The sequence below is a fragment of the Acetobacter nitrogenifigens DSM 23921 = NBRC 105050 genome, from assembly GCF_000429165.1.
Classification (GTDB): Bacteria; Pseudomonadota; Alphaproteobacteria; order Acetobacterales; family Acetobacteraceae; genus Acetobacter; species Acetobacter nitrogenifigens.
Window position 1 is genome coordinate 188,178 of record NZ_AUBI01000001.1, and the last position, 12,931, is coordinate 201,108.

Genomic DNA, 12,931 nt, shown 5'->3' on the forward strand with positions numbered 1-12,931 from the left:
ATTTCCTCGCTTGCCGCATGGCATGGCCGTAGCGTGACACAGCGGCGCCGCCACCTTACAATACCAACGTAAGGCCAGCACCGTGGCCGTCGACGTCGCCGGAGTATTTTTATGCGAATTCTTCTCGTCGAGGACGATCCGACTGTTCGGGGCTTTGTCAGCAAAGGGTTGTCTGAAATGGGGCACCTCGTCGAACAGGCCGACAATGGCAAGGACGGGCTGTTTCTGGCGGTAAGCGAGAAATTTGACGTCGTTGTCCTCGACCGAATGCTCCCCGGCGGCATCGACGGCCTGCGCATTCTTGAAACGTTGCGGAGTCAGGCCAACGCGACGCCGGTGCTGATTCTCTCAGCGCTCGCCGACGTCGACGACAGGGTGGCGGGCCTCAAGGCTGGCGGCGACGATTACCTGACCAAGCCGTTCGCATTCTCGGAACTGCTTGCGCGCGTCGAGGCTCTGGGCAGACGCGGGCGCAACGAGTCCGCGCCGCAAACGCGCCTTGAGGTCGGCGGGCTTGAAATGGACCTTCTGGCGCGCAGCGTGCGACGCGACGGACAGAAGATCGATCTGCAGCCTCGCGAATTTCGCCTGCTCGAATTTCTTCTGCGCCATGCAGGACAGGTCGTCACGCGGACGATGCTGCTCGAAGGCGTGTGGGACTACCATTTCGACCCGCAGACCAACGTCATCGACGTTCATGTTTCGCGCCTGCGCCAGAAAGTCGACAAACCCTTTCCGCAGCCTCTCATCCATACGATCCGCAACGCCGGCTATATGCTGCGGGCGGAATAGGCCCGGTCCATGCGCGCCGTTCGCCATGTGCGTCCAGCTGACCGTCTTTCGTCGCCCTCAGGTCATCGGCGCGGCGACATGCGGGGGTGTCCCCGTCAGTGAACGGATTGCGCCTCCCCATGCGCGCCTTTGGCCGTGATCGCGCCAAGACGGCCTGGCGTCGCCCGTCGCTGCGCGCCGCCTTGCGGCGCACGGGGGGCTTCCGATCGGCCAGCGTTCGGTTCGCCATTGGCTACGCGGTGCTCTTTTCCGCATCAGCCGTACTGTTTCTCTCGGTCATCTGGTGGGGAACCGCAGGACTTATAGAACGGCAGGTCGAGGCCTCCGTCGCGGCTGACGCCCGAGCCCTGTCGGAGCGCTGGACGGACGGCGGACTGTCGGCTCTGGCGCTTACCATCGAAGACCGGCTTGAAGACAACGTCGATGACGACGCGATCTATCTTCTTGTCGATCCACACGGTCAGCACGTCGCAGGCAACCTGCCTTCCTGGCCCGCCGACGTGGCGATGAGCAATGTCTGGTACCAACTCTCCGTCCGTCGCGCGGGCGCTCGCGGCGTGGCCGAGGTTCAGGGCTTCGATCTCCCCGGCGGTTACAGGCTGCTCGTTGGACGCGACGTGCGCGGCCGGGCGATGTTGCGCAGGCTTCTCACCGACCTGCTCCTCTGGGCGTGGATTATGATTACGGCGCTCGCGCTCGGCGGCGCGCTGCTCGTGCGCAGCATGTTTCGCCGCATGATCTCGCAGATCGCCCGAACCACGACAGCCGTCGCACATGGCGACATGACACGACGCATGCCGATACATGGCAGAGGCAACGAACTCGACGAAGTCGCTGAAGCGATCAATGAAATGCTGGACCGCATCGCCCGCCTTATGGACGGGGTGAAACAGGTGTCCAACGCTATCGCCCATGATCTGCGTACGCCGATCACGCGAGCCAGAGCGCAGCTTGAATACGCAGCGCTGCATGGGAAGGACGAGGCCACGCTCCGCACCGCCATCGAAGACGGCGTCGCGGATCTGGACAACATAACCGCCGTGTTCGAAGCCCTCCTGCGCATCGCGCAGATCGAAGCGGGTTCGCGGCGTTCCGCTTTCGCGTCGTTCGACCTGATCCCAGTGCTGCGTGACATTGCGGAATTATATGAACCAGCCGCCGACGAGCATGAAATCAAGGTCGTCATGCGTCTGCCCGAACATCTGCCGTTCTACGGCGACCGCTCTATGATCCAACAGGCTGTGTCCAATCTTCTGGACAACGCGATCAAATTTTCTCCGCATGGCGGCTCGATCACCGTGGCCTCCGCGGTCGGCCCCAATCTTGGCGTGGAGGGTGGTCCGGCGGGTCGGGTCGCCACGATCGCTATCAGCGACGAAGGCATGGGCATGAGCGAGACCGATATCGCCCGCGCCTCCGATCGATTCTTCCGCGCCGATTCCGCGCGCAACACGCCGGGCTCCGGCCTCGGCCTCTCACTCGTTCAGGCCATCGTGCAACTCCATGGCGGCACGATGCAATTCTCTCGGCGAGACCCGGGCCTTACTGTCCGTATGCAGCTGCCGCTGCCCGCTGGTCGGGGAAAGACCATCGAAGCCAACATGAAGCAGGATTCACCGCAGCCACACTCTGGCGATAGCTCTCCGGCAGTAGTTTCAGGACCATGAGACGCACATTTCTCTACGCGGTCGTCCCGACCCTTTCGATCGAACTTTGCGGAGCTGCGGTGGCGCCCGATCCGGCCCCGTCCGCAGAGCAGGTCATTGCGAATCAGTCCGTTCCTGCTCCGGCGACGTCCACGAGCGATGCTGGGGCCATTGAGTCATCCGCGTCGGCGGGGGCAAGCGATGTCGGACACACGCCCCGTGAGCGCAGTCTGGCCATCACGTCGGACAGTCAGGCGTTCTGCACGCGTCTGGTTCACGCAATAGATTCCCACGGCCTGGACACATCGCGAGACGTGCAGGCCCTGCGGAGCGAAGGCGAGCAGCTTTGCGCCGAAGGTCGGGTGCGTCTTGGCGTCGCCCGCCTCCGAGAGGCGCTCGTCGCATTGAAGGAAGAAAAAGATCAATGATTAATTTTAAAAACAAAGCTTCCATTAAAAGAATTTTTTCAAAAAAATACATCGCCACAAAATTCGCCGTCGTACTTGCAGTTGGCGTAACAGCCGCTGCCCAAGCCGAAACGACCACTGCCGGAACGCAACTGGAGCTGACCGGAACAGGCGTCGTGGACGCAAGCCCGGATCGCCTTACAGCCACTCTGGTCGCCAGAGGCGTCGCATCGGACGCAGCGACCGCGCAATCGCGCGCAAACGATATCGTCCGCAAGGCCATGGCCGCCATCGCAGGCGTTGACGGGGTGAAAGGCGCCGCCGGCTCTTACTCCGTGTCGCCCCCCGGCACGAATGACGCCGCAAAAAATTGGGAAGCCCGGCAGACGATCCACGTCGCCGCGTCCGGCGCTGATGCGCTTCTACCACTGGTCGGCCGCCTGCAGGCTCAGGGGCTTCTTCTTGATGGACTCGGCTGGTCGCTCTCTCCTGCGCGCGAGAAGGAATTGAGCAAACAAGCAACGAAGCTCGCGCTTGACGACATGCGCGAGAAAGCTCGGGACGCGGCGACTGACCTGGACATGAAAGTCGCCTCCATCGCCGAAGTTTCCCTCGAAACGCCGTTCGGCCCAAGGCCCGTCATGCTGATGGCGGCTCGTATGGCCTCTGCACCGACCTCAACCCCAGAGGAGCAGCACGTCTCCGTAACGGCGCGTGCGAAAATAATCCTCGGGCAGTAAGCAAGGCCGGGCTGCGGTCCTCACGCCACGTAAGCAGCGGCAACTTCTACTCTCCCGATACGTTAACGTGTAAAGTGCTGGTCGCTTCGTCATCCTGATGGAGCGATTTGCGGCGACACCCGTGCGCGACGAGCGGTCACGCAATCTGCGCGCTGCGGCGATTTTCGCCCAACTCAGGCGTCCGAGATCCATGTCCGGGCTCGGTCACAGATCGTTCGTCTTCTGCCGTGGCTGTCGTCAACAGCAGAACCGAGAGGAGAGTCTCCGTTTTGAAATTAGGCAGGTCCAATTTTCAAAAGGCGCCCGACACCGTCTACAAGCCCAATTTCGACCCGGCGCTGTTACGGCCCGGAATAGTCCACCTTGGCTGCGGCAATTTTCACAGGGCCCATCAGGTCACAGCGACGCAGGCCGCGATCGGAGCCATGGGCGCCGATGGGCTCCAGTGGGGCATCGTGTCGGCGACCATGCGGCGGCCAGAACTGGCGCTGGAATTGGTCGAACAGGATAACCTCTACACTTTGCTTACGCGCGAGCCGAACGGCACCGTGGCGTCAATCATGGCCGCGATATCGGAGGCTGTGTTCGCAAGGGACACGCATTCGACGCTCGCCGCGCGGATCGCCGATCCGCGCACGAAAATCGTGACGCTGACCGTCACGGCCAGCGGGTACTACCTGACGGCGGACGGTTCCATCGACCCGGAGGCAGCCGACCTTCTCGCCGACCTGACAGCCAAATCGCCGCGCACCGCGCCCGGCATACTGGCGCAGGCGATGTCTCTCGTCCGCGCGAAAGGCGGCACGCCGCCGGTTATTCTTTGCTGCGACAATGTGGCGAACAACGGTCGCACGTTACGGCAAGCCGTCATGGATTTCGCGTCCTGGCGCGGAAACGACGAACTCTCGGCGTGGATCGGGGAGAACGTGCAGTTTCCGGACACCATGGTCGATCGAATTGTTCCGGCGCCGCTTTCTGACGACAAGGACGACGCCAGAAGACTGCTTGGCGGGCTGGAAGACTCCATTCCGATTTCGGCGGAACCCTGGTTCCAGTGGGTCATTCAGCGCTTCGACGGCCCGCGCCCACTGTGGGAAGCACATCCCGGCGCACGGTTCGTCTCCGATGTCGACACATTCGAGCGCGCCAAACTCCAGATGCTGAACGGCGCGCATATGCTGCTCGCCTACGCCGGGGGTTTGGCAGGCTTGAACACGATCGCTGAAGCTGCGTCCGACCCCGCGCTCGGTCCCATAGTCGAGCGTTTCATGCGGCGCGAGCAGACGGCCGACGTCAACCTGCCGGAAGAAACGCTCGACCGCTACGCGGCCGATCTCATGACCCGGTTCCGTAATCCTGGAATCGTTCATGAAGTCGAGAGGATCGGACGCAACGGATCGGTCAAGATGGCCATGCGCGTGATCCGTCCAATGCGCGCCAATCTGGAGCGTGGCGAGCCCACTCCCGGAGCAATCCTGCTGATCGCAAGCTGGATTCGATGGTTCGCACTGCACGAGCAGGAGGCTTTGGAAATCTCTCTGACTGACCCCCGCGCAGATCACCTCCGGCAAATCTGCGCAGACGCACGTGACGACCATATGGCGCAGGCCGAGGCGTTTCTGGCAATGGAGGAGGTGTTCGGCCCCCCCCTCCCCGACCATGAACGTCAGGTCACCGCCGTGGCGAAGGCGCTCGGCGATCTGACGCGACTGGAAGCGCCGGAAGTTCTACGCAAGCTCGCTGCGGCCGGCTGATTACGTAAGAAGTGCAGCGGCGGCCCGTCAGGCCGCCGCGTGCTCTATATAAGCCCTGACCACCGTAAGATCCTCGACCACGGCCAGCGCCTTCGCGCGCACGTCGTCAACTGGCTCGAGAAGATCGGGGACGATGATGACCCGTATGCCTGCCGCCTGAGCCGCGCGCGCGCCGGAGTTGGAGTCCTCTAACGCAAGGCAATCCGCAGGCGCCACGCCGATTTTTTCTGCGGCTGTCAGGTAAGGTTCAGGGTAAGGCTTTCCTTGAGACACGTCGTCTCTCGTAACAATCGCGTCAAAACGCTCGAAAAGCCCGACAAGTTTCAGATGATGATCCGTCCGGTAACGGCTTGACGACGTAGCGATCGCGCGGGGAATTTCAAGCTTGTCGAGAAGATCGAGTAGCGGCTCTACGCCTTTCTTTAGCGCGAGTTCACCAGCGTCCACCAACCCCCGCAGATGCTCCTCCTGAAGCGCGAAGAAACGCTCCAGAGGAAAATCCTCTCCATACGTTTCTCGAACCAGCGCACGACATCCGTCGGCAGGAACGCCAATCATGCGGCGGCAAAACGCCATCGGCATGTCATGTCCAAGATCTTTCGCCGCGAGAATCAACGCGTCCATCGCAAGCGTTTCGCTGTCGAGCAGCAGTCCGTCCATGTCAAAAACCACACCCTTGATCGGGTCCGGTCTGGTCGTGGTCAGATCGGCAAGACGAGTACGTTCGGTCATAAGCGCGCCCTTTCAATGACGTCAGGGGTATGGGGGGTACTACACCGATGTGGCGGAAAAGTTGCGTTCTCGGTCAGAACCGGCCGCGAACGCAATGCGGGGGCGCCCGACAGGCGCCCTTTTTTCCAAGGAGCGTTTCAGAGAGAAACGGTCGCGCCCAGCACCTTGAGGAACTGCGCCAGCCAGGCCGGATGCGCGGGCCAGGCCGGAGCTGTAACGAGTTGATCGTCCGTGATGGCTTCTGTCACCGCGATATCTGCATAGGTTCCGCCCGCCAGTTCCACCTCAGGACGGCAAGCGGGATATGCAGAGACACGACGTCCTTTGACGAGGCCTGCAGCAGTAAGAATTTGTACGCCGTGACAGATGCAGGCGATGGGCCTGTCAGCAAATGCTCTGACGAGCCTGAGCACATTTTCGTCAAGGCGAAGATATTCGGGCATCCGGCCGCCCGGAACGACCAACCCGATATAGTTGTCCGTGGCGACAGTGGCGAAATCCGCGTTCAACGCGAAATGATGTCCCGGTTTCTCGCTATAGGTCTGCGCGCCCTCGAAGTCATGAATGGCGGTGATAACCGTGTCGCCCGCCTTCTTTCCCGGCGACACGACGTCCACCTTGTAACCGACCATGGTAAGCGCCTGAAAAGGCACCATGATCTCGTAGTCCTCGACATAGTCGCCAGCCAGCATAAGCAGCCTGATTTCGTCGGACATACGCTTGTCTCCTGTCGTTCGTATCCTGAGCGGACGCCCCGGCTTAACGTTCCCGCAGACGCGGCATCAACTCGACGAAATTACAGGGCTGAAACCGACTGTCGAGTTGATGAACCAGAATATCGTCCCAGCCGTCTTTAACGGCTCCCGTGGAGCCTGGCAGGGCGAAAAGATATGTCCCCCTGGCGACGCCCGCGAGCGCGCGAGACTGTATCGTTGACGGTCCTATTTTCTGGTACGACAGCATCCGGAAGAGTTCGCCAAATCCTTCGATCCGTTTTTCCAAAACCTGCTCGAACGCCTCCGGCGTCACGTCCCGACCGGTCACGCCGGTGCCGCCGTTGGTGATCACCACATCGATTTCCGGGTCGTCTACCCAGCGCTCAAGAGTCTGGACAAGCCGCACGACGTCATCGGGCTCGATCGCGCGATCAGCCACTACATGACCTGCGCTCTCTATCCGTTCGACCAGAGTAGAGCCGGAGGTGTCCGTTTCCAGCGTTCTGGTGTCCGATACAGTCAGGACCGCAATCCTGACACGAAGGAATGGTTTTGTGGCGTCGATCTGGGGCATGTCGGAGGATATTGATCCACAATCGAAGCACGTCAACCACGTGCAAAAATGTCACGCGAAGCGCCTATTGCCGTCGAAGCTGCGAATTGAACCTGAATTTCACTATGACACAAAATGATTAAATTGTAAGAAACTTATGCACTTGGGGTTAGTTAGAACCTCCGATGAGACAAAGAAAAGTAACAGCAATCAAGAGTCCTCGTGCTATGCTAAATAAAAATAAAAATAGCCGCACTCGGCGCTCAGCGAACGTTTTCCTGCGTTCCTTTGCCCCTGCGCCTCTGGCGTGCGCAGGCTACCTTGCGCTGATCGCGCCCGTCGCACACGCACAGTCGGCCAGCCAGGCGCCAGCGTCAGTGGCTGCGACGCCGACCGGTTCCGTCTCAGATACAAAGACGGTGTCAAAGCCTGTCCGACCTGTTAGCTATGCCCCCCCAGAGCCGCGCTCCCCTCGGCGCCGCCTCAGCGACGCCGATCTCCATCTTTATGTCACCCTGAACAAGCCGCCGCCGATGACCGGCTCGGACCGTGAGGGGCCGACAGAGATGCTGATGTATGGCAATCCGCATCTGTTCGGTGATTGGGGCGGCATACAGCCCTGGCTGACCAAGCGCGGCATTTATCTGACTGCTGGCATCAACGAAGAGTTCATGGGCAACGTCACGGGCGGCAAGCAACGCGCCTACTCTGACGCGGGCCAGGTCGCCGCAGAACTGGACATTGACTGGGATAAACTCGCTGGCATCAACGAGTTCTGGACGCATATGCTGGTCGTTAACGGTCACGGTAACAACCTTGGCCGCCTCATCGGCGAGAACATTGCGCAACCCCAGCAGATTTACGGCGCACGCGGAAACGTAGTCGCCCATCTGGTCGCGCTTTACGGAGAAAAAGGCCTGTTTCGTAACCGGCTGAACATCGCCGCCGGATGGATTCCGACAGGAACGTTCTTCAACTACGATTATCTGGCCTGTTCATTTGTCAACGTAACCACCTGCGGAAACCCTGCTCCCGGAAAATACGTTCCCGGCGGTCGCGACTGGCCCTCAGGCAATCTTGGTGCGGTAGTGCGAGTATGGCCGACGCGCCAATTCTACCTGATGGCTGGTCTTTTCGCGGTCAATTCGAGCAGCAATTACAACGGCGGCATCTCAGGCTGGGCTTGGGCGCAACCGGGCCTCGGCAAGTTCTCGTCGCAGTTTGAAGTTGGCTGGCTCCCATCGTTTGGAAAGAACGATCTGATCGGTCACTACAAGCTCGGATACTTTTACGACAACGCTCGTTATCCGCATCTCTACGAAGACATCAACGGGAACTCGTATCAGGCAACAGGCCTGCCACGCCGGTACCGCGCCGGTATGAATGTTGCGTGGTTCCTGGCTGACCAGATGCTTGTTCGCTACGGCAAAGGTCTCACAAACGGCCTGATCGCCTTTGGCGGGGCCGAGTATGCCAACGGCGCGACAGTCGCCATGCGTGATCACGCATGGATCAGCCTCCTGAGCGCAGGCACCCCATGGCATCGCCCTCTCGATCAGGTCGGTATCATGTACCACCACTTCGACATGAGCCATTCTGTCGCGTTGCAACAGGAGTCGTCTCAGGCTCTGGGTCTCCCCTACGTCTCAAACCAGTGGGGCGAGCCTTATGGCGTCCAGGGACATGAAAATGTTTGGGAAGCGTTCTACAGCGTGCACGTGCTGACAGGCACGTCGATTCAGCCTGATTTCCAATACATCAACCACGTGAACGCCACGACCAAATTTCGTGACGCTGCGATCCTTGGTGTGCAGATCAACACCATTCTGTAACGCTTGTCGCATCGCACAAAAGCAGGGCGTCTCCGCGTTTCTGGAGACGCCCTTTCTGTATCCATACTCAGAAATATCTGATCACCGACAACAGCAATCCGAGAGGGCGCACGGCAGCTTCGGCTTCGCAATCTCGTAACGGACATAAGCATTGCGTGAAACACCGCAGCATACGACCGAAGCGCGCAAAGCCCAGCCCGCAAATAAAAAAGGGCGCAAGAAATAAATCTTGCGCCCCTTCCTTTTCGCTTCCCCTCCCCGCGCGTCGCAGCGGGATGAACGAGGTCAGATGTAATGCTCGGTCAGCGGCGCGAAACCATTGAAACGAGTCGAGCAGTAAGTCGATACGTAAGCGCCGGTCGATAAGAGTTCGACACGATCGCCAGCGGCCAATGCGTCCGGCAGCACGTAAGGACTCCGCTCATACATGATGTCGGCGCCGTCACAGGTGGGGCCAGCGATGGCGACAGCCGATACAGCTCCACCGTCATGTTGCGTGCGGATGTCGTAACGGATGGACTCGCCCTCCGTCTCCGCCAACCCACCGAAGCGTCCGATATCGAGATACACCCAACGCGGACCATCTTCGCGACCACGGCGACTGACGAGCACGACCTCGGCGGACACCACGCCCGCAGCGCCGACGATGAAGCGTCCTGGCTCGATCAGCATCTCGGGAAGCGCATTCCCGAAATGCTTCGTCATGGCCGAACAGATCGCGTCGCCGAACTGCTCAATCTCCGGTACGTCATCGCGATAACGAATGGGAAAACCGCCGCCGAGATTCACCATCCGCAGATCGAGACCGGTCGCAGACAGATCCGTCACCAGCGAGGCCACACGAGCGATTGCAGCTTCGTAAGCGTCCGCCGACAATTGCTGGCTTCCGACATGGAACGACAGACCGTATGGGTCGAGGCCCAGTTCGCGAGCATGCAACATAAGCTCCCGCGCGCTCTCGACCGTCGTCCCGAATTTGCGCGAAAGCGGCCATTCGGCGCCGTAATTGTCGACAAGCAAACGGCAATAGACTTTCGAGCCCGGCGCGTAACGGGCAATCTTCTCTAATTCTTCCAAAGAATCAAAAACATACAGCCGAACGCCGACAGCGAAGGCAGCCTGAATTGCGGACACCTTCTTTACGGTGTTGCCGAAGGAAATGTCGTCGGGGCTGGCGCCAGCGTCGAGGCAGAGACGAATCTCCTCCCATGAAGCCGCGTCGAAACGGGAGCCGAGCGACACCAACCGCTCAAGGATTGGGCGAGCGGGATTAGCCTTGACGGCGTAGTAAATCAGGGCGAGCGGGAGTGCGCCCTGCAGGCGACGAAAACGATCCTCAACCTCGTCAACGTCGACGACCAGACAAGGCGTAGCGGGCTGCTCATCGGCGAGGAATTGTGAAATTTTGGGTGTCATCGCACTTTAATCCCTGTCTGGACCTGCAATTTGATGCAGGTGAGTTGCGAAACGGTCTAACGGACCAGCGACCAAAAACGAGCTCCATCCAGGAGCCCCGATTGCCAGAACGCTTGACGTCGTTGCGTAACCTCAGTGGGCCAGTGGCACGTGCGTTGTTGCGTGGGACGCGCATATGGGGCCAAACAGGCCCCAACGCAACAGGATTTTTATAAAATTCGAAAAAAACTGGCGAAGACGATAATAACCCTTATAATAGCTGGAGATTATTGAATTTTTTAAGACACCTTAATCTGTGCGGTCGGGCTATATGGATCGCCGCTCCAAGCGAGGCTCCTTGACCCTAACTCCCCCTATCGAAAACTCCCTTCAAGACACGCCACAAGGCGTTTCCGATACCCTGCTGGCCGACGACATGGCCCAGCCGAGCGTCGATAGCGCAGCACATGGCGAGGTAACGCAGGTTATGGAGCCCGTCCCCTCCCCGCTTGCACTGACAAAACGGCAATGGGCCTGGGCAGCTAAAGCTACGGCCCAGGCGCTACTTTCGGGTCCGACGACCCTCGTCTCTGCCGGTTGCGCTTTTTATACGACTCTCGCGCTCTTTCCTTCGATCAGCATTCTGATTTCCATCTACGGGTTGGCGTTCGACGTGCAGAGCGTCGCGACACAGCTCAACACTGTAAGGCGCCTGCTCCCGCCCGCCGCGTTCACGCTTATTGAAGACAGGATTCAAATTCTCGTATCGGAGCCACACAGCTCCCTTACGCTCAATCTTCTGGTCTCAACGTTAATCGCACTCTGGTCCGCGTCCGCTGGCGTGAAGGCGATCCTTTCTTCTCTGAACATCGCGTATGACACTGAAGAAAAACGTGGTTTTCTGGCCTTTCAGGCTCTGGCGCTAGGCATGACGCTCGCATCGACAATCGGCGTCTGCCTCAGCGTGGCGATCCTTGTTGCGATCCCTGTCGCTCTCAAATACCTGCCCGCACTTTTACTGATAGACCCACCCGCAGGGTCTATCGAATTCGCCGTGCGTATGAGCGGACTAGGCGTCATGACCGCGTTTATGATCACGACTCTCATGGCGCTCTATCGCTTCGGCCCGAGCCGTACGCATGCGCAATGGCGTTGGGTCGCCCCCGGCGCCATGATCAGCACGGTCCTGTGGATCGTGTCGGCATCGGGGTTTTCTTATTATGTGGCGCACCTCGCCAACTACACGAGCACCTATGGGCCGCTCGGAGCTGTAGTGGCGATCATGATGTGGTTCTTTGTCAGCGCCTGGGTTGTTTTGCTGGGCGCGGAGCTGAACGCCGAACTTGAAGCGTTTTCATTGTCGTCCGGACCTCGCAAGGTCGGGCCCGGCGACACCCGCCTACACGGTGGGCGCAAAATCTGAACCTGCCCACAACGAGATGACTGCAACGCCCGTGTAATATCTGGGACCAGGCCTATCGTCGTTTATCTCGCCAACTGGGAAAGTTTTGTTCCGGCCGGGCATACGCCATGGGCAGCGCTCGGTAGGTTGAACTGCGTCTCAACCTGAGTGGAGGCGGCCTGCGCATATTTTGGCATAAGAGAGTGCGGGCCTCAGGCATTTCCAAAACCCGGCGCCTTCGCCATTTTCGGGCAAGTGACGGTCGATTTCGACGGGCACAAGGCCGAGCGAATTTTGCTTCGGAGAAACTAGCGCTCAGGCGCCTGCGCAACCTCGAGGGGCTCTACGTCGCTTCCCGAGGCCGGGGTAATCTTCACATGCGCGACGCCAGCGCCCAGCATGCCAATTCGCGCGGCGGCCGCGTGAGACAGGTCGATGATGCGTCCACGCGCATAAGGTCCACGGTCGTTCACGGTCACGACGACCGAACGGCCAGTCTCCTCCGATTCGACAAGGAGTTTGGACCCGATCGGAGCTGTCGGGTGCGCCGCCGTCAATTCGGCCTGATTGAAGCGGCCGCCCTGCGCGTTCCGGCGACCGGAAAACCGTCCGCCATACCAGCTGGCGACGCCCTTCTGTGTCCATGCATGGGTGGCGGAAGCGAATTCGTGCGCCCTGCGGGAGAGAGCTTCGCGGACGGAAGCGGCCCAGGAGGTGTGAGCCGGAGCCCCATCAACTGAAGGGGCGCTCGCCGCAGCGTCGGCTGCCGCCAGAAAGCCAGAGAGGGCAAGGGTAAAGTAAACGCCCCGCTGAATTTTCCCGCGTTGTAACCCCACCCAACTTTCTCACACCTGTTTCAACCGGCGACCACCAAAGCCGCCCTTGAACGCAATTACAAGCGAAAAGCGTAGTTACATGGTTTCAAAGGCGCTCCGGCGCGGGGTCTTTCGTGGATTTTCACC

The 12,931-nt window shown here is 59.9% G+C and carries 12 protein-coding genes; 7 read left to right on the plus strand and 5 right to left on the minus strand.

Features of this window, described 5'->3' with window-relative positions; translation table 11 throughout:
• The first annotated feature begins 111 nt into the window (after positions 1-111).
• The 5 genes from G442_RS0100890 to G442_RS0100910 all read left to right on the plus strand — a co-directional run bounded on the left by G442_RS0100890 (position 112) and on the right by G442_RS0100910 (position 5,339).
• Positions 112-792: a winged helix-turn-helix domain-containing protein gene (locus tag G442_RS0100890; protein WP_026396466.1), complete on the plus strand. Its 681-nt coding sequence runs from the start codon at positions 112-114 to the stop codon at positions 790-792.
• A gap of 119 nt (positions 793-911) precedes the next feature.
• Positions 912-2,459: a sensor histidine kinase gene (locus G442_RS20245; RefSeq protein WP_051291774.1), complete on the plus strand. Its 1,548-nt coding sequence runs from the start codon at positions 912-914 to the stop codon at positions 2,457-2,459.
• Positions 2,456-2,866, plus strand: coding sequence for a hypothetical protein (locus G442_RS23760; RefSeq protein WP_051291775.1), 411 nt, complete (start codon positions 2,456-2,458; stop codon positions 2,864-2,866). The genes G442_RS20245 and G442_RS23760 overlap by 4 nt, the downstream gene beginning before the upstream one ends.
• On the plus strand, positions 2,863-3,585 hold the full coding sequence (locus G442_RS0100905) for an SIMPL domain-containing protein (protein WP_051291776.1): 723 nt from the start codon (positions 2,863-2,865) through the stop codon (positions 3,583-3,585). Before G442_RS23760 ends, G442_RS0100905 begins: the two co-directional genes overlap by 4 nt.
• Before the next feature lie 269 nt (positions 3,586-3,854).
• Positions 3,855-5,339 (plus strand): mannitol dehydrogenase family protein, encoded by a 1,485-nt coding sequence (locus G442_RS0100910; protein ID WP_026396468.1) that lies wholly within the window; start codon positions 3,855-3,857, stop codon positions 5,337-5,339.
• Between the two features lie 27 nt (positions 5,340-5,366).
• Here the strand turns inward: G442_RS0100910 and G442_RS0100915 are convergent, their stop codons facing one another.
• From G442_RS0100915 to moaB, 3 genes are all read right to left on the minus strand, one after another.
• Positions 5,367-6,071 (minus strand): HAD family hydrolase, encoded by a 705-nt coding sequence (locus G442_RS0100915; RefSeq protein ID WP_026396469.1) that lies wholly within the window; start codon positions 6,069-6,071, stop codon positions 5,367-5,369.
• A 137-nt stretch (positions 6,072-6,208) separates the two neighbouring features.
• Entirely contained in the window at positions 6,209-6,787 is a 579-nt protein-coding gene (locus G442_RS0100920) for a DJ-1/PfpI family protein (protein ID WP_026396470.1), read from the minus strand.
• 43 nt (positions 6,788-6,830) lie between these two features.
• Entirely contained in the window at positions 6,831-7,361 is a 531-nt protein-coding gene (moaB, locus tag G442_RS0100925; protein ID WP_026396471.1) for a molybdenum cofactor biosynthesis protein B, read from the minus strand.
• Between the two features lie 512 nt (positions 7,362-7,873).
• Between moaB and G442_RS20255 the strand changes: the two genes are divergently transcribed.
• Positions 7,874-9,172: a carbohydrate porin gene (locus G442_RS20255; protein WP_084440315.1), complete on the plus strand. Its 1,299-nt coding sequence runs from the start codon at positions 7,874-7,876 to the stop codon at positions 9,170-9,172.
• A 285-nt stretch (positions 9,173-9,457) separates the two neighbouring features.
• Here G442_RS20255 and G442_RS0100935 read toward each other — a convergent pair whose 3' ends face one another.
• Complete coding sequence (locus tag G442_RS0100935; RefSeq protein WP_026396472.1) at positions 9,458-10,588, minus strand: type III PLP-dependent enzyme; 1,131 nt, start codon at positions 10,586-10,588, stop codon at positions 9,458-9,460.
• Between the two features lie 337 nt (positions 10,589-10,925).
• Here G442_RS0100935 and G442_RS20260 point away from each other — a divergent pair, with 337 nt between their 5' ends.
• The gene (locus G442_RS20260) at positions 10,926-11,990 is read left to right on the plus strand and encodes a YihY/virulence factor BrkB family protein (protein ID WP_246789280.1); all 1,065 of its coding nucleotides are present in this window, start codon (positions 10,926-10,928) and stop codon (positions 11,988-11,990) included.
• Positions 11,991-12,277: 287 nt separating this feature from the next.
• Here G442_RS20260 and G442_RS0100945 read toward each other — a convergent pair whose 3' ends face one another.
• Positions 12,278-12,805: a septal ring lytic transglycosylase RlpA family protein gene (locus G442_RS0100945; RefSeq protein ID WP_026396473.1), complete on the minus strand. Its 528-nt coding sequence runs from the start codon at positions 12,803-12,805 to the stop codon at positions 12,278-12,280.
• Positions 12,806-12,931: the final 126 nt, after the last annotated feature.

Coding starts and splice junctions, on each gene's coding strand:
- G442_RS0100890 (WP_026396466.1), top strand. CDS start 112: ATGCGAATTCTTCTCGTCGAGGACGATCCGACTGTTCGGGGCTTTGTC.
- G442_RS20245 (WP_051291774.1), top strand. CDS start 912: ATGCGCGCCTTTGGCCGTGATCGCGCCAAGACGGCCTGGCGTCGCCCG.
- G442_RS23760 (WP_051291775.1), top strand. CDS start 2,456: ATGAGACGCACATTTCTCTACGCGGTCGTCCCGACCCTTTCGATCGAA.
- G442_RS0100905 (WP_051291776.1), top strand. CDS start 2,863: ATGATTAATTTTAAAAACAAAGCTTCCATTAAAAGAATTTTTTCAAAA.
- G442_RS0100915 (WP_026396469.1), bottom strand. CDS start 6,071: ATGACCGAACGTACTCGTCTTGCCGATCTGACCACGACCAGACCGGAC.
- G442_RS0100920 (WP_026396470.1), bottom strand. CDS start 6,787: ATGTCCGACGAAATCAGGCTGCTTATGCTGGCTGGCGACTATGTCGAG.
- moaB (WP_026396471.1), bottom strand. CDS start 7,361: ATGCCCCAGATCGACGCCACAAAACCATTCCTTCGTGTCAGGATTGCG.
- G442_RS20255 (WP_084440315.1), top strand. CDS start 7,874: ATGACCGGCTCGGACCGTGAGGGGCCGACAGAGATGCTGATGTATGGC.
- G442_RS0100935 (WP_026396472.1), bottom strand. CDS start 10,588: ATGACACCCAAAATTTCACAATTCCTCGCCGATGAGCAGCCCGCTACG.